This is a genomic window from Vibrio sp. sp1 (assembly GCF_016920955.1).
GTDB lineage: Bacteria > Pseudomonadota > Gammaproteobacteria > Enterobacterales > Vibrionaceae > Vibrio > Vibrio alginolyticus.
Window position 1 is genome coordinate 1,636,059 of sequence record NZ_CP060589.1, and the last position, 21,545, is coordinate 1,657,603.

At 39.4% G+C, this 21,545-nt stretch carries 20 protein-coding genes; 8 read left to right on the plus strand and 12 right to left on the minus strand.

What is annotated here, in order from left to right:
• Positions 1–8: 8 nt before the first annotated feature.
• From H9L11_RS07715 to H9L11_RS07725, 3 genes are all read left to right on the plus strand, one after another.
• Entirely contained in the window at positions 9–812 is an 804-nt protein-coding gene (locus H9L11_RS07715; RefSeq protein ID WP_148520834.1) for an undecaprenyl-diphosphate phosphatase, read from the plus strand.
• Positions 813–824: 12 nt separating this feature from the next.
• Complete coding sequence (locus tag H9L11_RS07720; RefSeq protein WP_000922804.1) at positions 825–1,793, plus strand: calcium/sodium antiporter; 969 nt, start codon at positions 825–827, stop codon at positions 1,791–1,793.
• Between the two features lie 81 nt (positions 1,794–1,874).
• Positions 1,875–2,714, plus strand: a complete 840-nt coding sequence (locus tag H9L11_RS07725) for a mechanosensitive ion channel family protein (protein WP_148520835.1) — start codon at positions 1,875–1,877, stop codon at positions 2,712–2,714.
• A gap of 772 nt (positions 2,715–3,486) precedes the next feature.
• Here H9L11_RS07725 and H9L11_RS07730 read toward each other — a convergent pair.
• Positions 3,487–3,750, minus strand: a complete 264-nt coding sequence (locus tag H9L11_RS07730) for a hypothetical protein (protein ID WP_187371064.1) — start codon at positions 3,748–3,750, stop codon at positions 3,487–3,489.
• A 767-nt stretch (positions 3,751–4,517) separates the two neighbouring features.
• On the opposite strand from H9L11_RS07730, the gene H9L11_RS07735 reads away from it, so the two are divergent.
• Positions 4,518–4,730, plus strand: coding sequence for a hypothetical protein (locus H9L11_RS07735; protein ID WP_055453625.1), 213 nt, complete (start codon positions 4,518–4,520; stop codon positions 4,728–4,730).
• Positions 4,731–5,057: 327 nt separating this feature from the next.
• Here H9L11_RS07735 and H9L11_RS07740 read toward each other — a convergent pair whose 3' ends face one another.
• Together H9L11_RS07740 and H9L11_RS07745 are read right to left on the minus strand one after the other, a co-directional pair.
• A complete protein-coding gene (locus tag H9L11_RS07740; RefSeq protein WP_148520837.1) occupies positions 5,058–6,836 on the minus strand; it encodes a PAS domain-containing sensor histidine kinase in 1,779 nt (592 codons plus the stop codon).
• Positions 6,837–6,840: 4 nt separating this feature from the next.
• Positions 6,841–8,460 (minus strand): response regulator, encoded by a 1,620-nt coding sequence (locus H9L11_RS07745; protein ID WP_202663508.1) that lies wholly within the window; start codon positions 8,458–8,460, stop codon positions 6,841–6,843.
• Between the two features lie 356 nt (positions 8,461–8,816).
• On the opposite strand from H9L11_RS07745, the gene H9L11_RS07750 reads away from it, so the two are divergent.
• Both H9L11_RS07750 and H9L11_RS07755 read left to right on the plus strand, forming a co-directional pair.
• Positions 8,817–11,024, plus strand: coding sequence for an EAL domain-containing protein (locus H9L11_RS07750; RefSeq protein WP_205391080.1), 2,208 nt, complete (start codon positions 8,817–8,819; stop codon positions 11,022–11,024).
• 109 nt (positions 11,025–11,133) lie between these two features.
• Complete coding sequence (locus tag H9L11_RS07755; protein WP_148520840.1) at positions 11,134–12,018, plus strand: GGDEF domain-containing protein; 885 nt, start codon at positions 11,134–11,136, stop codon at positions 12,016–12,018.
• 147 nt (positions 12,019–12,165) lie between these two features.
• Here H9L11_RS07755 and H9L11_RS07760 read toward each other — a convergent pair whose 3' ends face one another.
• The 7 genes from H9L11_RS07760 to radC form a co-directional block, all read right to left on the minus strand.
• Complete coding sequence (locus tag H9L11_RS07760; RefSeq protein WP_148520841.1) at positions 12,166–12,393, minus strand: hypothetical protein; 228 nt, start codon at positions 12,391–12,393, stop codon at positions 12,166–12,168.
• Between the two features lie 47 nt (positions 12,394–12,440).
• Positions 12,441–12,809, minus strand: a complete 369-nt coding sequence (locus H9L11_RS07765; protein WP_148520842.1) for a hypothetical protein — start codon at positions 12,807–12,809, stop codon at positions 12,441–12,443.
• A gap of 30 nt (positions 12,810–12,839) precedes the next feature.
• On the minus strand, positions 12,840–13,574 hold the full coding sequence (locus H9L11_RS07770) for a WYL domain-containing protein (RefSeq protein ID WP_148520843.1): 735 nt from the start codon (positions 13,572–13,574) through the stop codon (positions 12,840–12,842).
• Between the two features lie 138 nt (positions 13,575–13,712).
• Positions 13,713–13,889 (minus strand): hypothetical protein, encoded by a 177-nt coding sequence (locus H9L11_RS07775; protein WP_142738664.1) that lies wholly within the window; start codon positions 13,887–13,889, stop codon positions 13,713–13,715.
• A 3-nt stretch (positions 13,890–13,892) separates the two neighbouring features.
• On the minus strand, positions 13,893–14,336 hold the full coding sequence (locus tag H9L11_RS07780; RefSeq protein WP_025609978.1) for a DUF2787 domain-containing protein: 444 nt from the start codon (positions 14,334–14,336) through the stop codon (positions 13,893–13,895).
• A gap of 50 nt (positions 14,337–14,386) precedes the next feature.
• Positions 14,387–14,824 (minus strand): DUF2787 domain-containing protein, encoded by a 438-nt coding sequence (locus H9L11_RS07785; RefSeq protein WP_187371062.1) that lies wholly within the window; start codon positions 14,822–14,824, stop codon positions 14,387–14,389.
• Positions 14,821–15,294, minus strand: coding sequence for a DNA repair protein RadC (radC, locus tag H9L11_RS07790; RefSeq protein ID WP_001068473.1), 474 nt, complete (start codon positions 15,292–15,294; stop codon positions 14,821–14,823). The genes H9L11_RS07785 and radC overlap by 4 nt, the downstream gene beginning before the upstream one ends.
• Positions 15,295–15,810: 516 nt before the next feature.
• On the opposite strand from radC, the gene H9L11_RS07795 reads away from it, so the two are divergent.
• A complete protein-coding gene (locus H9L11_RS07795; protein WP_148520845.1) occupies positions 15,811–18,054 on the plus strand; it encodes a tetratricopeptide repeat protein in 2,244 nt (747 codons plus the stop codon).
• 247 nt (positions 18,055–18,301) lie between these two features.
• On the opposite strand, the gene H9L11_RS07800 is transcribed toward H9L11_RS07795, so the two are convergent.
• Positions 18,302–19,519: a site-specific integrase gene (locus H9L11_RS07800; RefSeq protein ID WP_148520846.1), complete on the minus strand. Its 1,218-nt coding sequence runs from the start codon at positions 19,517–19,519 to the stop codon at positions 18,302–18,304.
• Positions 19,520–19,754: 235 nt separating this feature from the next.
• Positions 19,755–20,621 carry a YicC/YloC family endoribonuclease gene (locus tag H9L11_RS07805; RefSeq protein ID WP_047103771.1) on the minus strand — a complete coding sequence of 289 codons (867 nt, stop codon included), beginning with the start codon at positions 20,619–20,621 and terminating at the stop codon, positions 19,755–19,757.
• A 184-nt stretch (positions 20,622–20,805) separates the two neighbouring features.
• Here H9L11_RS07805 and rph point away from each other — a divergent pair, with 184 nt between their 5' ends.
• Positions 20,806–21,522, plus strand: coding sequence for a ribonuclease PH (rph, locus tag H9L11_RS07810; RefSeq protein ID WP_031780917.1), 717 nt, complete (start codon positions 20,806–20,808; stop codon positions 21,520–21,522).
• Positions 21,523–21,545: the final 23 nt, after the last annotated feature.

Genomic DNA, 21,545 nt, shown 5'->3' on the forward strand with positions numbered 1-21,545 from the left:
AACCTGCTGTGGATGCATGGTACGCTTTGTTTTTAGGGATTGTGCAAGGAATTACCGAGTTTCTCCCCATTTCTAGCTCTGCTCATTTGATCTTAATGCCGACCTTCCTTGGTGTAGTCGATCAGGGTGTTAGCTTTGATCTCGCCACTCATATCGGTACGCTGCTCGCCGTGCTCGTCTACTTTCGACGAGATATTGTTCTATTGATCACTGAATGGGGTAAGTCGATCATTCATCGTCAATATTCCTCCGCCCACAGTCGCTTAGGCTGGGCGATTTTGTGGGGAACCTTTCCTGCGGCATTAGCTGGGTTATTTCTTCTTGACTTAATCGATGACCAGCTTCGCTCTGTTATGGTTATTCTGTTTACAACCGTTGCTTATGGCGTGATGCTGGGTTTAGCCGATATCTTTGGTCGAAAAGTTAGAGAGTTAGAATCTCTCGGTTGGAGAGATGTACTGATTGTCGGGTGTGCGCAAGCATTAGCCTTAATCCCTGGCACCTCTCGTTCAGGTGTAACCATCACCGCAGCATTGATACTAGGCTTTAATCGACAAGCAGCTTCTCGCCTGTCCTTTTTGCTTGCCATACCGATTACTGCTCTCGCGGCAGCAGCCAAAATCGCTGAAGTAGCGATGGATAGTTCGGTAACCGTAGATTGGCTGGCACTTTTAATTGGTAGCGTTACCTCTTTTCTCACCGCAATACTGGCGATCCACTACTTCCTCAAATTCCTGAATCAATTTGGGATGATGCCTTATGTCATCTACCGATTAATTTTGGCCGTTATTCTATACTTTTACGTTATTTAATAGGGATTAAACATGCTATTAGCTTCACTCGCGATTATCGCTGGCTTTGCACTGCTTGTCTGGAGTGCAGATAAATTTGTTGAAGGCGCAGCCGCTAGTGCCAACTATGCGGGAATGCCACCTTTATTAATTGGTATGCTGGTCGTCGGATTCGGTACATCTGCACCTGAAATGGTGGTTTCGGCTATGGCGGCTATGGATGGCAACTCTGCTCTGGCGCTCGGAAATGCTGTCGGTTCGAACATTGTCAACATTACCTTAATACTCGGTGTAACCGCGATCATTGCACCGATTGCTGTACATTCAAGCATCATCCGTAAAGAACTTCCCATTCTTTTGGTCGTCACGCTTGTCATTGGCGCAATGTTGTGGAATCACCATATAAGCACATTAGAAGCATGGGCGTTGATTGGTGGATTCATGCTTTTGATTGGTTGGTCAATCTGGAGCGCATTACGCTCAAAGGGAGACCACTTAGAACAAGAGATGGACGACGAACTATCTAGCCAAAGTATGTCACTGAAGTCATCCATTTTCTGGCTGATTACAGGGTTAGTGTTACTGATTATCAGCTCGCGTATTTTGGTGTGGGGAGCGGTGGAAATCGCACAACAACTCGGTGTCAGCGATTTATTGATTGGTCTAACTATTGTTGCCTTAGGAACGTCCTTACCCGAATTAGCAGCATCCATCGTGGCGGCTCGTAAAGGCGAGCATGATATAGCTGTGGGTAATGTGGTCGGCTCAAATATGTTTAACTCCTTAGCCGTCATCGGTATTGCTGGCACCATTGAACCTATTGCTAATATTGGTGCTGAAGTCTTCTGGCGTGACTGGACATCGATGCTTTTTGTCACGGGATTACTGCTGTTGACCGCCGCTCGTTTTGGCAAATCACAGACGATTTCTCGCAGTGAAGGCGCTGTTCTGTTGTTGTGTTATTTGGGGTACAACGGTTATCTCATCTATGGAACGCTGTAATACACAAATACTGAACGGTGAACTTATTGAGTCACGTAGTAACCATTATCAATCCGTACAAAAAGAGATAGAGGAGTAACCATGGAACATATCACGGGTTTTTACGATACGCATCAGGCGCTTATTATGCAGATCTTGCAAAATGCGCTCTTGACGATTTTTATTTTTATCTTGGCTTCTGTGATATCTAAGCTAGTCAATCGAGGGGTATTTAAAGCGACAGAGAAAGTCAGCGGTGGGGATGAAATTATCGCTCGCTTGCTTTCTCAAGTGGCTTCTTATGCGGTTTATTTAGTCGCGTTGGTCATCGTTTTAGACCTCTTTGGTGTGAATACCGCCAGCTTGGTTGCTTTAGTCGGTGCTGCGGGTTTAGCTATTGGCCTGGCTCTGAAAGACACACTGAGCAACATTGCCGCAGGTATCATGATTTTATTTCTGAAGCCGATCAAAAAAGGCGAGTTCGTTGAATTCGGAAGCTACTCTGGTAGCGTGGTCGATATTGGCCTATTCACTTCCGTGTTCGAGACGGCGGATGGCCTCTACATTTCCAGCCCGAACAGTGCCGTTTGGAATTCAACTATCCGTAATTTTAGCCGAAACAACAAACGTCGTATGGATATCACGGTTGGCATCTCTTACCAAGATTCAGTCGAGGTCGGATTGAATGTGCTTAAAGAACTGGCATTATCTCAGTCACACATTCTTAAAGATCCTGAGCCTCAAGTGATTGTCCACATGCTGGCTGATAGTTCCGTGAATCTCCAACTTCGCGCCTGGTGTCCAACAGATAAATACTGGGAAACCTATTGGTCAGTGCAGAAGCAAGTGAAAACGAATATCGAAGCGGCTGGGTTAACCATTCCTTTCCCACAGAGAGATCTCAATATGAAGTGGGTTGATGAAGGCTCGGCAAAACCTTAACCAATACATAAGTCGAGGAAGTTACGATGCTATTTGCAACTTCCTCTGATTGGAGATCTCGTTTCTAGGACTCACCATTTCTGTCCACCATTTTTTGATCTGCGCCAGAAGTTTTGGGCGAAGAGTTAAGGTTCTTTTCCATACCTTATGTAATTCATTAAATACTAATATTCTAGTTCCCGAAACACACAAATGCCTAAAAGCGTGTGTGGGTAGATATATCTTCCCCCTTTCAAAATAAGGTGTTGTGATAGTAAATCGCAATGGACTCGTCATGAGGGGCTGTATCGTATGTGGCGACAATTAGTGGACTTAGTCACTCAGTGCTATCTCACAGTTCTGTTTCAATAGTCTGGCTTCTAATTCACACATCGGCATATTGGATACCGTTGTGAATGAGTGATGGAGAGCCCATTAGAAAGGGAGCCGAAGCTCCCTTACATCAAATCAGTTTGTTGAATAGATGGGTTGCCCTTGATCTGCTTTGCCCGTTAATCCGGATATGATGGCGAGTACCAATGCACCTGCGGAAAGTAGCCCCCCACCCAGTTAGGGGAGTGAAGTCCCAAACCGGCAGTAATGACCAGCTCTCCAAACTAGGATCCGACTGCGTTACCCAGGTTAAAAAAACCAATGTTAACGGCTGAAGCCAAGCTTTTAAGCCTACATGACAGCATGACTATGGCGAATACGACTGATATGGCTAAGTTGCATGCTTTATTGCTGTATCTGAATGAGAGGTTGACGCTAAAGGCGCAAAAACGTCTTCAGGCTAAATCGCATAGTCTGGTGAAATGTCTTCAATTTTCACCAAATGAACATCGACTTCGGAGAGCCGAGCAAAGGTGGGCTCATCTGAGGGTTGTTCGACAATATGGACGATATTGGTCACCCGATAACACCCAGCGCTGGGTGCCTTGAAGAACACCGTTTCATCCAGTTTCGGCAATAGCGGAGTGGTATTGTCGACAGACGTAATTCGATTTCGGATAGATAGCGTGCCATCGGGCGCGACTTCATAAAAGTTAACAATCATGCGCTTCTCTGGGGTTGTTCAGTGAATGTCCTGTACTAAAACAAAGTGGCAGAATAATCAATGCCATGATTGTAAAACTGACAAGTAGGTCCTCTCGAACTACCCTTAAGTGGGTATGCTGCCTCTATTGCCCACCTCAGTATTACGGCCAACGTTGCGGCGGATTTTTAAAAAGTGCCCATGCAATGTGTGAGAGATTTCAGATGAAAGAAAGAGTCTACCATGAGGCGCTGCTGATTATTCAGGCGCTGGTTGTGCCTGACACTCGGTATCCCGCGGCTTTTTGCACGAGAGACTTTATCCAACAATGCCAGCTTTGTGGGATGTCCGGGAGCGTTAGCCTGTCCGATGCGAATCGGTTGTTGCGCGAACTGACTCAAAGATATGATGCGGTATGGCAAGGCTGCCAATTTGACCCTGACTGCAACTTAAGTTGGTACTATCGCCGCTGAACCAATTGACGAACCCATGTTCCGCGCGGTTTGTTTCACCAGAGTCATTAGGACATGAGTCACATTTCCGCATTTCCGTTCATCGTGTCATGCACGTTTGCCTATACTGAGGGAATAGAGGCCCTACCCAACCTCTATAATGTAAATATCACGATTGATAACCCTCAAAGCAGCCGCCGTTTGGCGGCTCTTTTTTTCAATGACTAAGCGCACAGTTCTCTCGCCATTCTTCCAAAATTGATTTACGAACAGAACGTCGTTCGTTTACAGTCAAGCATAACCACTCACGACCGACATGGATGTAAGAGGTGAACCATGATGCACAGCCATGCTGACAGTTGGGACCGATACCATGCTGCCTGCGAACGCCTGGCACTGCTCGAAGCCAGCTATAACCATACGCAGCACCGTTATCTTCAAGGTCAGGTTTCTCAGGAAGTGTATGAACTGGCGTGGAGTTTGAAACTCTCGGCAGAGCGACAAGTCCGAATTTTACGTCACCAGCTCGCGATGGAAGTTTGCGGCTGAGAGCAGAACGAAGGAGTCACTGATGGCCCCCTAGCTCTATATAGAGTGGTTGGAGAAGAGCCAATGTTGTTTGGCTCTTTAAATATGACTAAGTAAGTCGTGATATTTCTGCATGAATTTTTTGCGTAACGGATCTTTTGTGGGACACAGGCGTTTTCTTACTACTAAAATACTATACTGTGTTCTTTGAAAGCTTACATTGCTTCATGTGAATCCAGTTTACGAGCAAGTAGTTTATCTCAGGTGGAAGAATATTAAATCAACGTCAGTGAGACAATTTCGTATCGGCTCATTGATACCTTAATGTTTGTCACGCTTGATCACACTCTATTGTTCTGCACATAATTGCTCCTGTTGTTTTGGGAGGTAGATTGAGAAAGTTGTACCAACGTTGACTATAGAATCAACTAAGATAAAGCCATTGAGCTGGTCAACAATACTAGAGACAATGTTCAAACCAATACCTGCACCTTCTTGTTTATCGTTAGTCGTAAAAAATGGCATGAAAATCTTTTCCATGTTTTCACTTGGTATACCGATCCCATTATCTGTTACCTCTATGCATATGTAGTCACCTACACTAGCATTTTCATATTTTAGAATGTCGTTGTCATTACTTATAGTTACATTATAGCCAGTGATTAATATTCTAGGGTCTTTTAAATTTCTTGCTCGTTCTGAATTTGATAACAAATTTATTATTAATCTATTGAAATTAGAAATATCTATAAGTAAAGGCCAAATATCAATTGATATATCGAGAGTAATACGGCTTTTGAAATTAGGTGATGATTGTAATAAATTAGTGATCGAGCTTATCTCATTTTTAACATTTAACTGGTCGTTACAAAATGATTGACTATTACTAAAATTGAGCAAGGAAGTAGCAAGAGAGGCACTGTTTTTTGCTGCATAAATGATATGTTGTAAAATTTCATTATATCTATCATCTTGTTCGTTCAGCTGAATAAGCAAGTCAGTATTTCCTATAATAGCGGTGAGGTAATTTCTTAAATCATGGGCTATTCCAGATGATAAATAACCGATATCTTCAACTCTATTTTCGTTATGAGAAAATTCTGATTCTTCAGAAGGCGATACTTTAATAATCCAAAGGGTGGCCTTTTTGAATTCAGACGATTTAATTGGTGTTAAATCTAAGCTATAAATTTCTCGATTAGATTCTCCTAATTCAACGTTGAGTGTAAATGGTTTTCCATCTTGAAGGAGAGCTGCTAAATTATTATTAACGTTTCTCAGATCGAATATTTCAGATAAATATTTTTTTTCTTCAACTTTTGCAATGTGTTTCTTAATTAAATGATTCATTTTTATAATAGGATAATTACTGGTACTTTCAATTATTAGTGTCATTTCTTTACTAGCATTGAAGGCATCTTCAAGCATCCAGTTTTGATTATTTATTTTCTTAATTATAGAAACATCCTTAATGTATAAAGTAACATGATTGTCATGTCCAAAAAACGAACAATAATAATATGCATCTAATTCTTGATAGTGTATTTCAAAGGATAAGCACTCTCCATAAAAACATGATTTTACTTGACTAAAATATTTATTTCCAATTAGTTCTAGAAGTTTTCTTTTAATATTAAGTTGTTTATTGAAAATAAAGTCTGATTTTCGGTTAGCGTGAACTACGTTGTAATCTTTATCAAAAATTATGTAAATATCCGTTATACTATCAATACTGCTTTGAAAAAAACGTCTACTTTGATCAACTCTATAGATGAGGTTTTTGATTTCAGATATGTCTATTATCCTTCCAAGCCATACTAAATTATTATTTTCGTCCAGTCCTGGAGTAGCTTTTACTCTGTGCCAAATGTATTTTCCATCATGACGCTTAAGGCGAAACTCATGAAGATACTTTTGTTTATTATTAACGCAATACTCCCATTTCTCTTGGGTTTCTTTTTTGTCTTCTATATGTACAAAATCCAACCAATTATTCTTTATAGTTTTATAATCAAAACCAAAATAATCTTTAGTTTCATCACTTATATAAATAATCCTTCCATCTTTATCACCTATCCAAAAAAGAATAGAGATGTTATCCTCTATTAATTCAAGTTGTTTCTTCATTTATTTATCCTTCTGAATAGTTGTTAAGAGTTAAATTTGCAAGGTTCAAAATTTTCTCAAACTGCATCTTATCAGTATCATTCGATAACTGCATTATTACAGCGGAACATGAGTCTATAATTTCTTTGACTTGGAGCTTTCCATAACCAGTAGGCCAAATTTTACCTAGAAAATCTATTATTCTAAAAGATACACTTCTAAGTATAGGATACTCTTTATGAATATCTAATAAGATACTTAGTTTTTCCATATCGTCAGATAAACTTTCAATATGATTAAGCTTCTTCTCAAGCCATTCAATTTTTCTTTTGTTGTTATTATCAAGGCTCTCTGATAGTTTCAATTGGCTCTCCATGATTTTTGTATTCTCTGTTTTTTTTATTGAGTCAATTAATAAAGGATAGTATTTGGAAAATTCGGTGTCAAAGGACATTTGGTCTAAGATGAACAACCAATGATATAAATCATCAAAGTGAGTGAAATCATGATTTCGATAAATTGATGATAAAATGGTAATAGTATTTTTATATTCCCCTTTAATCATAGAAATATGTGCGACAATTAAATCAATAATGGGTTTTAGATCATTAATCTCAAGTAGATCGCTTATGATTTTTCCTGCTTCAAAAAGCTCTGGACATGAAGTGTTTATTTTGGATGGTATTGACATCAACAATCTCCTACAGAGATTGATGTTGATATAACTGTTATCTCTAAAAGTGTCTTTATTGATTGTTTTGTATAGCCTATATCTTTCTAAGGCTGATTGATAATCTCTTACACTTAAACATAAATTTGAGATAACTAATTCTCGCTCAGAATTTCCTGGAACAAGTTCAGAGACTAGTTTAAGATGTGATATAGCATTTGGAACGCTATTAACTGTTAGATGCCAGTTTGATAACTCTTTATGAAGATCTACTGAACGAGGGTTTTGTTTGAGTAAATCTGATAAAATTGTGTAACTTTCTTTTGTTTTTCCATTTGCTGTCAGAGTATTTGCTAAACCAAGTTTAATCCAGTCAAGATCTTTTTTATTGAGAGTTTCTCTATAGACTGTTTCAGCTTCTTCATATAGTTTCAATTTTTTTAAAAAATTAGCTTTATATCTTTGAATGATGAAATAATATTCAGGGTTAGAGTTTAACAGACGATCACAAACTAAAATACCTGATCTATAGTCATTTTCCCTATCTGCTTCAACAAGATTATTAAGTACGATTTTTCTTCGCATTGAATTGTTAATGCGAAGTTTTAAATCATTAAGATTAAAAGGTTTAAGTAAATATTCGTCTGGCTCCAATTCTATAACGGCTCTGACTGTTTGGACGCTAGAGTCACCAGTAATTATTATAAAAATAGTTTTATTCTTGATAAGTTTATAATGTTTTAGTTCCTCAAATACTTGTCTTCCATTCAAATTATTGCCAAAGTTATAATCACATATTATGATGTCAAAATCATATCTTTTACAGAGAGCTACAACAGTCTTAGGGTTACTTGTAAATTTGATGTTGTTATCATTAAATCCGATGTTTTTTAACATCAATTTTAGGCTTGATAAAACAATAGTGGAGTCATCCACAATAAGTACTTCATTGCTACTTTTTATTAGTTCACCCAAAGCAATAGTCTCCTGTCAATAACCCCAAAGTGGTGTTTTGAAATTTTTTGTATACTACTCTAATAATACTACATCAAAAAACAACTTCATCAATAAGTAGTTAATTGCTAAATTATAACAATTCCATGTATGCCAATGTTTTGACTGTTGTCGAGTTTGTGACTTCTGGTGATCTATGGTTGAAGTTTGAATAAAATTATTAGCTTCACCTAAAGTGGTGCTGACAATCTACTTGTCTGGTAGTATAATTTCTCGGCTATCCTTAACGGCCTTTGTTTTTTTGTGGTTAATTTTCTGTTTAAGTGCATCTATCTTTATCTTTATTTTTGGTTTTCTCCTTTTAGTAAGGGATCGTTATGCTTAAACCTCAAGTTCGTCTAAATAAAGTGATATTGTTTTCTTCACTTTATTTTTCTTTGAATAGCTTTGCATCTGATAGTGTATCGATAATAAAATATGTAGGCTCTAGGAACTATCCACCCTTAGAGTGGATAGATGATAATAACAATGTACACGGATTCTTACCTGAGGTTGTCAAACAGTTTGAAAGAAACTCTAATACAGTTACTTCTGTTAAACTTCAAAACTGGATAGATGCACAAAATAGTATTTTAAATGGTGATTCTAATCTAATTGCAATGATTGGGGCTGATTACAGAAGAGAATTCTATGAATTTTCTGATCCTATTTATTATGTGTCGCATGCCATATATACTTTGAAAGGTAGTGAAAGGTATACAACCCTCAACGAGTTGAACGGTAAAACTGTAGCGATAGTTAAGGGATCATATGCCGAGCATAAAGTACGCGAGTACCCTAAATTATTTCCCTTAGTTGTGGAGACAGAGTTGCAATGCCTTACATATGTTGTTAATAAGGTTGTGGACGCATGCATCGAAGTGACGGTCTCATCAAATTACTTGTCAGAATTACATAATCTTCCAGTGGAAATGTCCAGTTTGCCATTCTGGAATAATCCTTATGTCTTTGCAGTTAAAAAGAACAATATTGAGATAATTAATCAAGTTAATTCGAGGTTAAGAGATATTGTCGCCGACGGAAGCTATAGCGAAATTGTAGATAAATGGGAAAGTGATTTTAAATGGTATTCGTTGTCATTTTGGGAAAAATATGGTTTTTGGGTAACAATAGTTTCTTTTTTATTGTTTGTCTTTTTATTTGCCTTAGCTATGAATGGGATGCTGAAAAAGAAAGTTATTAAAAGAACCTGTGAATTGAAAAAGGAGCTGATGCTTACAAAGACTTTAAAATCACAACTTGCTCGTTCGGCAAAGTATGATGAACAAACCGAGTTACTGAATCGTAATGGATTTACAGTCCGTATGAAAAGAAAGTCTACTCTAGAGAGATATTTTCGTAATGAATCGTCACTGTTTGGTTATGTATATTTTGCTGTGCAAATAACAAATGTCGATACTTTAATAAGTCTTATGGGGTATACCTATGTATTAAGTGTAATAAAACATGTAGGACATAAAATAAAAGAATTTGGTAATGTAGATATAGCGCATTTAGGAAGAGGGGTTTTCATTGTATCATCCAGTAACTTGGATAAATTAAATGAAATTCTAGATTATATTCTTGGCTTACGCTATCCGCTCTTTGATTTAGAACCGGACATTTCGATTGGTTATGTATCTTTAGATAATGAAGAGGCAAAAAAAGACATGACCAATACAGATATTGATGAAATTATTAGAAAGGCTATTACGGCGTTATCATATGCCAAGAAGAAACAAGTTTCAGTTTGTGAATATGATGAAAATACAGAACCGAATTCATTAAATGAAAAATTATTAACAGATTTTAGAATCCATCAATGTAAAGATTTTTTGTTGCATTATCAGCCTCAAGTCTGTTTAAAAACAAACAAAGTGATTGGTTATGAAGCTTTATTAAGGTGGAACCATCCAGAACTTGGTATTCTTTCACCGAACATGTTTATTCCTTTATTTGAAAAAGCGAATAACATGTATGAAATTAGTACTTGGGTTCTTCGAGAAGTGGTTGAGTTTGTCAATAAAATTAATGACAGTAGAATTAAAGTAAGTATAAACATTACGGCTGAGGATATTATTAATGATAAATTTTTGGTGTGTGTAAAGGAAATTTTGCCAAAAATAGATCCTTCTCAACTTATTTTTGAAGTTACTGAGAGTTCAGTTCTTTCCAGTTTTGATATTGCAAAAAATAATATGGAGTATTTAAATCAACTTGGTGTGTCATTTTCAGTTGACGACTTTGGAACAGGATATTCTACACTTGCATATCTAAATGAGCTGCCAGTGAAAGAGGTAAAGCTGGATAGAAGCTTTACGAGTAAAATTCACTCATCATATAAATCGAGGATTATCACTGAATCAATAATAGGTTTGGCTCATGAATTAGGATTAGAAGTAGTTGCTGAGGGGATAGAGGACAAAAAAACTATAGAATATCTTGCTGATTTTGGTTGTGAACGAGGTCAAGGTTATTATTATAGCAAGCCTGTTAATGCTGAGGAAATAAGTGTTTTTACTAGAAAGTATAATATGAATAATTAGTTTTCTCAATTTGTCAATTTTGTTGTAATCAATGTTGTTTTTTTAATGAATTGTTTGATCTTTAGTTTAAACTTTACTAGCTGTTTCCTTCATCATCTGGAGATAAAACATGGATATCATGTTGAGTGAATTTGATACAAATGATTTGCAAAGTTTTTATATAGATTTGGGGCAGCGACTGGTTAGGCATCAAGATGCTAGGCTTAGTTTATTTTACCTTCTACATTACCGAGAGTCTCGAAATTGTAATTATGGCAATCAGTATCTTATTAAGTATAAAATGGATTTTTCTGACTTATTGATCAATGCATACACCAGATTTAACGACAATAGCAGGATTAAGTTTATTCATGATAACCTTAACAATTTGCTCAGTTTTGTGGATTATGTTTTTGAGCATAAGTGTGAAAATTATATTAACAAGGATAGCTATAGACACTTAATCTCTCTAATGAAAAAGTTAGATAGGAGTATTGAGTCTTTTAGAAAAGAAATTACACATACATTGACTTATACAGATGAGTTGACAGGATTATTTAATCGCTCGGCTCTCGAACAAGATATGGATGCAATTAAATTTGGAGATATAGGTCTAGACTTTAATCACTGTATCGCACTTATTGACATAGATAACTTTAAATGTGTCAACGATAATTATGGTCATTTAGCTGGAGATGATGTACTGGAATGTATAGCAGATATTATTCAGTCTTCGGTTCGGATAACTGATAAAGCTTATCGATACGGTGGAGAAGAAATTGCGATTATGTTCAAAGATTGCTCATTAATGGATGCTGTCTCCGTAGTTGAACGACTTAGAGTTGAAATTGGCGATTATACATTTATTTCTGATGAACTAGAGTTGAGAGTCACTGTTTCTATCGGCATTTCCAAAGTGGAGCGCAGTGATGTAACACTGAGAGATGCAATCGATAGAGCCGATAAGAATCTATATAAAGCAAAGAACTCTGGTAAAAATATTACCGTGTTCTAATTATAATCTATAGGATTTGAATATAACTAAAATTTGTATAGGGTACTAGAAAAAAGGGGTACCTCTAATTGAATATTTTATTAGACATAAAAATGGGGAGCGTAATTGCTCCCCACTGTCATTTTTTACCTTCGCTGGTGGTAGGTATTACTTTTCTTTGACTGCTTCACAGCCTTCAGGAACTGTGATGGTCGATATGTTCTTACCTTCCTGTTGCGCCGCTTTCACATCCATTTTGTATTGAGTGCATTTGCCTATACTGACGTTGACGGCTCCCGAATCTGCGGATGGGTTGCCGCCTAGTGTTCCACCAGCAAAGGCTGAAGAGGTAGAGAAAACTAACGCTGTAGTGATAAGTAGAGTTGACTTGTTCATGGTTGATCCTTACGAGTTGGTTGAGTGTGTTATTTGGGAATTGAAAGTTAGAAGGTGTAGACAAAGGTGCCAGCGCTGGAGGTGACTTCGATTTCTTTCACGCTGTCCACGGTGCAGTTGTTACTGTATCCGGTGTAGGTCTGGCCGAACTTTAATGAAACGTTTCTTGATAGCTCTGAGGTGGTGCCTGCGGGTAATCGGCAGTTGCCACGGTTAATCACTACATTGCTTACTACGGTGTTGTCGGTGATGGCTTGCAGGTCAAAGACCAATGTTCCCCAGTGAGGGTTAGCTGATATCGATACTTCAATGTCTGCTGTTGCTGCTTGAGCCTCTTCTTGGTCGCCACAAGCGGTGAGCCCGATAAACAGCACGCTCATAGCGGCGTATCGGAGTAGGGTGCTGGTTAATGTCATAACGGTGCTCTCCTTATCGGTGAGTGAAATTCAGGACGCACGGATTCCATCGTGTTCACGCATGAACCGCTCAAGATTGAAATCAGTGGGATAGGTAAAAGAAAACGTCGATACACTGGCCTCATCAATCAAAGGCAAGGCTAGGGTACGTATCGTGTGTTGGCCGGATAATCGAAAGAGCAGCAAGAGCGCGTCACACTGAACCGAGAGTCCCAGTGGCTCAATGAGCGCCTTCTCTTGCTGCAATACTTGGCTAGATATCTTGAGCATACGGTTGTGCAGTAATGCCGTGTGTACCGCATTCAACACGTTCCGTTGCTCGTCACTCCACTCGCGAATAGTGGGCAAAGCTACATGTACTTTGGCTAACCATGCTTGCTCTTTTGAATGTGCTGAACCTATATAGGACAAGGGTTTGTCTCTCTCCGAGGGGCGACCTTGCCCATAATTCAGTGCATCAGGAACCAGCGGCAGTAAGTACTTGTTGGTCAGTTGCCAATAGAGCATTTCCTGCTTGTTGAGCTTCAGTAATTGCTCTGAGGTTTTCCGATAAACATGGGGCATGCTCATCGAATCACACTCCACGTTAAACACGTCCACAATGATGTCATCTAGGTAGCGTTTAATGCTGCGTGTGGTGCGGTGGATATCGAGTAGGGCTAACTGCTGCTGCAACTCCTTAACGGTAATCCATCGATGTTGAGGAATAAGCATCAGCGTGTGCAGCAAAGCGGATAACCCTTCAATGCTGGTTTTATTGCTCATGACTACGCTCTCAATACATCAAAGCTCCACACCGGAGTCGGACATTTAATGTCGGGAGAATAGAGGTGGGTCAGACACATAATGTCCAACGGTGAAAACAGCATCAATCGGCATCACCAAAGCGTGAGCCGATTAACATTAACGAGGCTTATCCTTATCACTGAGCTCGGCAATCGCTGCCAATAACCCAATTAATAGCACCACCAGAAACCCTAAAGTGGATAGGGCTCCAATGGCACCGAAGAACGGGGAAAGGGAGAACAACGTGATGAGGGCAGTGACAAGTTTGATGATTTGCAGAAGAAGGGAAGTCATGAGTTATTGCGGAGTGACGGCTATCTCGTTGTAGGCGTCCATATCGACATAGGCAAGAAAGTTATTCTCCCATAGCCGATACAGCTCTTTCGCATCACGGCTACCTTGCATTGGTAGCCAACCACGATAAGCAACAAAGAACTGTCCAACCCGAAAATCAAAATCCAAGTTGCGCTCTAGCTCTGGGTAGTAGTTGCCCATATAAGCAAAGTCAGTGATGTACTCAATACTCCATTCCCCTGTTGAAGTTTGGCAAATCGCCATCTCAACCGGATGGAAGCCGCCTTCTTCCGCGCTGTAACTTTTATCACGAAAGTTAAACACCAGATAACGGCTGGTGGTCAGTGCTTCATTACTCAGCAAATGAGCGGTGAATCGCTCGCTTAGCAGCTTATGCAGTTTCTTCGATACAGGTAGTGTGGATGTTGTGAAGGTTAATTTGGACATAGTGAGTCCTCCTTGTTTCAGGATTCAAATAAGAAATGAGACAGATAGAATTATTGGAATGTGCCGACCATCGTCAGTTGCACGTCATCAAAGACGTTTCGAGATAGGTGACGAGCAAAGGCTTTCATCCATACCGAGAGCAGTTCTTGTACCTCTGGGTGAGATAAATCCGTGCTCCCTACATCGGGTTGATAGCACCAGCGATTAGCAAGGTGAAAGTACAACTCAGGCTCAACAGTTGTGCTGCTGTCATCGGGATAAGAGAAGCTAGCAAAGAACACCACCAGCCAAGGGCTTGAGGCTGACTCACGTTTAAGCTGTACCTCTATCGGATGCAAACCTTGTCGATGTCGGTAGTAACTCATTTGGCGGCAGTTCAATACGAGTCGCTCCGCATTGTCCGAGATGGTGTATCGATTCAAAAATGCTTCCAATGACGCATGTAACGCATCATCAATGCACAGCTCGCCATAATGTTGTTCAATCATAACCATCCCCTTTCAGCAAACGAGGTGCAGGTATCGCCTGTCACGATATGGTCGAGAACTCGTACATCCACCAGCGCTAAAGCGTCCTTGAGTCTTTCGGTTATGCGTCTGTCAGCTTGAGATGGTGTTGAGTCACCGGATGGATGGTTATGGGCAAATATCACCGCTGCGGCATTCACTTCCAACACCGCTTTCACCACTTCACGTGGATAGACACTGGCCGCATCCACCGTTCCTTGAAACAGCTCTTTAAATTCAATCAGACGGTTTTGGTTATCTAGTAGCAATAAGGCAAACACTTCACGCTCATGGCTGCCTAGCTTACAGCGCACATACTCTTTGGTGGCATCAGGGTTGATTAGAGCATCACCACGCACGTAGCGCGTAGCCAGTATCTCAGCGGCATGCTCTAGGATTTCATTTTCCTGATAGCGTTGCTGCTTTTGGTAATCGGAAGTTTTGGGATTCATGTCAGGCTCCTGTCGGAATCAATAGTGGTTATTCACATTGATGACATATGCCTGAATATTTTTGGATTTAGGGTGGAGGGCTATTGTAGGCAAGAAGAAGGAGGTTGCGAGCTCCTAATGAGAGCATATGGGCTGTTAGTTTTAAGGAGGAAAGCTGATGGCGTTAGAATGAGAGAGGGTAGGACAGAATCGCTTGTGATCACAATTTATTGATTCTTTACTCTAAATGATTTATGCCCCATTCCAAGTTAACGTTAATACTCAGTGCAGCTCGCGATACTGAGTTTTGACATACACAAACTAATGGAGAGCCCAAAGGCTCATTAGGTGGTTCATTGCCCAATAAGTAAAAATTGAATCTGACTAATGTAATGCGAGATATCGTTCGGATATGTGAATGATAACTTCTTAGAACTAAAAAAGTTTACAAAGTTTCTGTAAGATAGAAGCTGGAATATACTTTATAGAGATACCATGTATCTCAAAGGTTAAGTTTGAAAGAAAGCGGAATGTATTGTGGATGATAAAGAAATTATAAAATTAATTAAAAATAAAAGGTTTTCAAAATTATCATTTTTAGAGGATAAAGATCTACTTAAAGAGAATGAATACTATTATGGCTTTCTCTATTTTACGTTAGATGCTAGAGAGGAATCTAACGAAGAACTATTTAGTGAAATTGTGCAGGTCAATGGTAGTCTATCGAGCGCTTACGAATATCTTGGGACTGTAGCATCAAAGCTTTTTGATGGATTTGATGAGAGTTATATAGCAGCATCTTTCTTTAGATTGTCCATTACGCACGACAAGGATAACACAAATGCTTGGTGGAAATTGTTTTGGGTAGAAAGGAATCCTAAGTATTTACTCGGATCGTTAAAGATTGATTATAAGAATGAAAGTTTTGAAGACATCAGTAATAAAATTGGTCGTGCTAGAAATATTACCTATAACAATGTTGAATTTACAGAAAGCGAATGGGAATTATTTTTTGAAATCCTTACAGATGATAGACTGAAAAGGACTGAATCAATTACTGCATTTTTGATTGTCGTATATTATCACTTAAATCGTTATGAAGATGGAGTAAAACTGATAAAAGAACTCGACAAGGTTGATGTCGATATTATTAAAAAATATAGAGATTTAGGCAAGATTGATAATGAACTTGCAATATCTAAAGTTTACGAGTTTCAGCTTGATAAACTAATAAGCAAAGATTATGAAAGAATATATGAGGAATACATAAAAAGAAACACGAACGATAAACGACGAATAACGAAGTTAGGGCTTATTTCAAAAGCATTTGAAGCAAAAAGATATAATGATGTAATAGGAATATACCAAGAAAAATGGGAAGATGATAAGTTTTCACAACATGATGTTGGTCTAAGATTATATTACTTAATTTCTCAATTATGTCTAAATGAACCTCTGGATGAAAAGGTTTATAATTATGTGATAAAAAAGACAAGTAACGACATATTATTCAAGTTGTTCGAATGTAAACGAATTATTTGTCATTTAAGAAATAGATTGAAAAGTAATGATGAAATTGATTTTCCTTTAGCGGTATGGAGTGACTACCAAAAGGTTGAAAAGATACTTGAAGAGCCAGATGTAATTAATCATTACATGTATGTTGAAATTTATGACGAGTTAACTGCCCTAGAAGAGGAATGGGATAAAAGTTATTTTAAAAGAAAGTTAATTTCTATACAATCAGAACTTGAAAGCAAAGAATTTTCTTACGAAAATTTTGAAAATTTTTGTCATTATGGCATTGAAAATGGTCATTATGTCGAAGTTTTTGATAGAGTGAGCGATTTTCATAATGATAATATACCTACCATCACTACCCAAAATGTGTTGGGTGTTTGTTGTGAAAGAAGGGGAATGTATCAAGAAGCATTTGAACATTACCAGAAAGCAATAAAAATCATGGAAGATCATAACGACTTTAGTTATATCGTTATATCAAACTATTTAAGTGCATCCAAACTATCAGGCAATAAGTTGTCAAAAACTGTTTATGACCATTGGCGTGAGATGCTTAATATATTGCTTGTTAATTCATTTCAGTGGGATAGATTTCTGTGTTCTGAAAATGGAAGTCTCTATAAATATTCACCATTCAACTTGAATACGTTAGATTCACTTATTAACCAGTATTTTTATCTACCTCAGAAGAATCAATTAAATGACCCAATTGAAATGCCAGCTATTTCGAAAATCGGTTCAGAGCATTTAATAGATTCAGATTATAGAATATGTTCTTTTTCAAAGAACCCAAACTCCATGCTGATGTGGTCTCACTATACTGAAAATCATCAAGGTATCATGGTAGAGTATCAGTTCGGATCTGGTATTCCAAATGCTTGTGGCATTGGTAGAGTGAAGTATACGAATGGCGAAAAACGTAAGATAGAGCAAGATAAGTACATATTTAACCAATATTTACTTACTAAGAATGAGGAATGGTCATACGAGGAAGAAGTAAGGTTAATGTCGTATAAGCTTGATAAGGTCTATTATTCAAGTTATGAGTATCCAAACCCAGATAGAAGTAAGCTCAACGTTAGAATTGCCAGTATTACGTTAGGCTGTAATTTCCCGTCTTCAAAATTACAATTAATAACAAATCTAGTAGCAAGTATGAATGAGAAAAGGAAAGAATATGAACCCAAAATCAAACTGAAACGAGTTCGGATATCAGAAAACAACATGTTTGGTCTTGAGTACGTTCCAATTGAAATTTAAGTGATACTTTACAAGTATGTAAAGGGAAAAGGGTTCAGGCCTTGCCTTTTGATAGCTAAGTTTTGACTACCTCATCTAATCCTATCTTGACGAGCTAGCATAAAGAGTCTAGCTCGTTTCTGTCCAGAAACGTGTTACTGCTCACCAAGCGATTCTGTCGTACTACTAAATCAAAATTGTTAGATTATGTATGAGTCCGCACATTTAAAAAGAGGATGCCACTGGCATCCTCTTTTTTTGCTTATGTCTAAATGATAATATGACTCTTAACCAGATCTGTGACTTTTTCCAGTGCTTCTTTGCGCTCTTCCAAGTAGTCATATCTATCATAGATACCCTCGACTCCTTTCAGCTTATGATTTAAACAGCGCTCTGCGATATGGCTAGGAACTTTTACCGAAGCGAGTAGGCTACGGCATGTGCGGCGTAGATCATGAACCGCAAAATGTTTGATATCGCCCATTTTATTTGGTGGTTGTACCTTACGGCCGGGCTCTCGACCAAATAGCTTTGAAATAGCTCTGTTCAATGTGTCTTTGCCCATGTGCGGTACTTTGCTTTCTCTTCTGTTAGGGAAAACGTATTCTGAACCACAAGCTCGCATATACAGTTCTTTAAACCACTGTATGCACAGCTCCGGAAGCGGAATAGTGAAACCTGTCCCAGATTTGCTTCGCTCCGCTGGTAGGTGCCATAAAGCATTATCTAGATCGAACTCAGTCCACTTTGCTTCTGTTAGCTCTGATTTACGAACGCCAAGACAAAGAAGCAGAGCACAAGCTAGGTAGTTGTCTCGATTGAAGCTATAAATGTTTTGGTTGAAGACGGAAAAAACATGTTTAATCTCTTCCAGTTCTAAGACCCGATCTCGACTTTCTTCAATGCCACCAGCATCATAGTTAGAAAATGCTAGTGCAGGGTTAGATTCAATAACACCAATCTTCATACCGTGCTTAAAAAGCTGCTTACAATACATTAATGTGTCATTGGCTGTGGTTGGACGGCCACTGTCAGCGACTATTTGGATGATGTTACGGATGTCTAAAGGGGTGACACGTTTCAACGTGTATTGACCAATTTGCGGAGAGATCTCTTTCTGATAGATACGCTTAGGTATATTGGGGTGCTTGAGCCTTTTGGACAAATCCTTGTACCAGTCTTCGAAGAGGTCATCGATTATTTGTATATCGGCTTGCTTACTCCGTTTTCTTTCTGCAATTGGGTTAATCCCTTCGCTGATTTGCTTTCGAAGCTCAGATGCTTTCAACCTTGCATCTGCAAGAGAAAGTTCATCGACCTTGCCAATAGTCACCTCCTTTCTTTTCTTAAAAAGGGTGTACCTTAGCATCCAGTATGGTCGACCTATTCTAGGAATCATTAGATAGAAACCATCACCATCGGCATGACGACCCGTTTTTTGATCTTTTACTATCGCCTTAACTTGGTTGACAGTGAGATTGCCCATCTCTATCTCCTTGAATTTATAGCTCTAATCGAAGTTATCATTATATCACTCTCCAGAAGTGGGGAGTATGTTGTGATATTTATACTACGATGGGGAGTAAATAGCAAAGTGCTACCCACGATACTCCCCGTTTGTTCATGGCTGTTGATGAATTTTATGGATGTATATGGATGATGAAAATAGCAAGGCCCTTATAAATAAGGGCCTTGTGGAAGTGTGTGGAGTAGAGGGGAATCTATTCTATATTTTGGATCTGCTCACGCATCTGTTCAATTAGAACTTTCAGTTCAACGCCCGATGCGGTGATGTCGGTGCTGATGGATTTTGACGCTAGCGTGTTCGATTCACGGTTGAACTCTTGCATCATGAAGTCCAGACGACGACCGACTGCGCCACCTTTTTTCAGAATGTTTGTGGTTTCTTTTACGTGAGAATCAAGACGGTCTAGCTCTTCTGCTACGTCTGATTTCTGTGCCAGAAGGATAAGCTCTTGCTCAACGCGAGATGGGTCTAGCTCTACTTTCGCATCTTCAAATTTAGAGAACAGACGCTCACGTTGCCATTCTAAAATTTCTGGCATGCGCGCACGCACTTTTACGACTTCTGCAGAAATGGCGTTCAAACGCTGTTCAATCAGCGCCTTCATGTTCTCGCCTTCACGAGCGCGCGCTTCAATAAATTCATCCATTGCGCCATCAAACGCTTCTAGTAGCACTTTATTTACCGCATCCATGTCTTGCTCTGGCGTTTCCATTACCCCCGGCCATTGCATGACTTGAAATGGATTGATTCGGCTCAGTTCACCAGTCATGTGCATGACTTGTTCAGCGGCTTTAATTACCTGGCTAGCAAGCGCTTCATTGATGCTAAGCTCACCTTTTGCGGCAGGGTTTGCTTCAAAACGTAGATTACATTCTACTTTGCCTCGCGCTAAGCGCTTACGAAAACGCTCACGTAAAACGGGCTCTAACCCGCGAAATTGCTCTGGCATGCGGAAGTATGTTTCTAAATAACGCTGGTTCACGCTGCGGATTTCCCATACCGCAGAGCCCCAATCGCCTTTTACTTCTTTGCGTGCATACGCTGTCATACTGTAAATCATCGAATTTTCCTGTCTTCATTTTTTGAAAATTACTTCAAGAGTGTATCACGCTGCGTCGATAGGTGCGCGGGATGTATGGATTGTTTATGTTGTGCCAGATGCGTAACCTATGAATCCGGAATCTATTCCGTTATAATCTTCGCCCAACCAAATCGTCTTCTCCTCATATTTAAGGTAGATGCCCATGCGTCCAAACGATCGCAAGGCGGATCAAGTTCGCCCTATCAAAATTACTCGTAACTACACAGCTTACGCTGAAGGGTCAGTGCTAGTTGAGTTCGGTAACACCAAAGTGTTGTGTAATGCGACCGTCGAAGAATCTGTGCCACGTTGGCTAAAAGGTCAAGGTAAAGGCTGGGTTACAGCTGAATACGGCATGCTACCTCGAGCAACACATTCTCGTACTCGTCGTGAAGCGGCAAGTGGCAAACAAGGCGGCCGTACGATGGAAATTCAGCGTCTTATCGCGCGAAGCCTACGCGCTGTGGTCGATCTAAAAGCCATGGGTGAGTTCATGATCACCGTTGACTGTGACGTTATCCAAGCAGACGGCGGCACTCGCACTGCATCTATCAGCGGCGCAAGTGTTGCAATGGCCGATGCATTCCAACACCTAGTGGATAGCGGCAAGCTAAAAGCGAATCCAATGAAAGGCCACGTAGCGGCAGTTTCTGTCGGCTTACTAGGCGACGAAGTATTGTGTGATCTTGAATACGTTGAAGATTCAGCGGCAGACACAGACATGAACGTGGTAATGACCGAAGAAGGCAAGATGATTGAAATTCAGGGCACCGCAGAAGGTGAACCGTTCAGTCACGAACAGCTGATGGCATTGCTCGAGTCGGCGAAAGTCGGCATTACAGAAATTGTCGCAGCGCAGAAGGCGGCGTTAGCCAATTGATTTAGATAGCTCCCATTATGGGG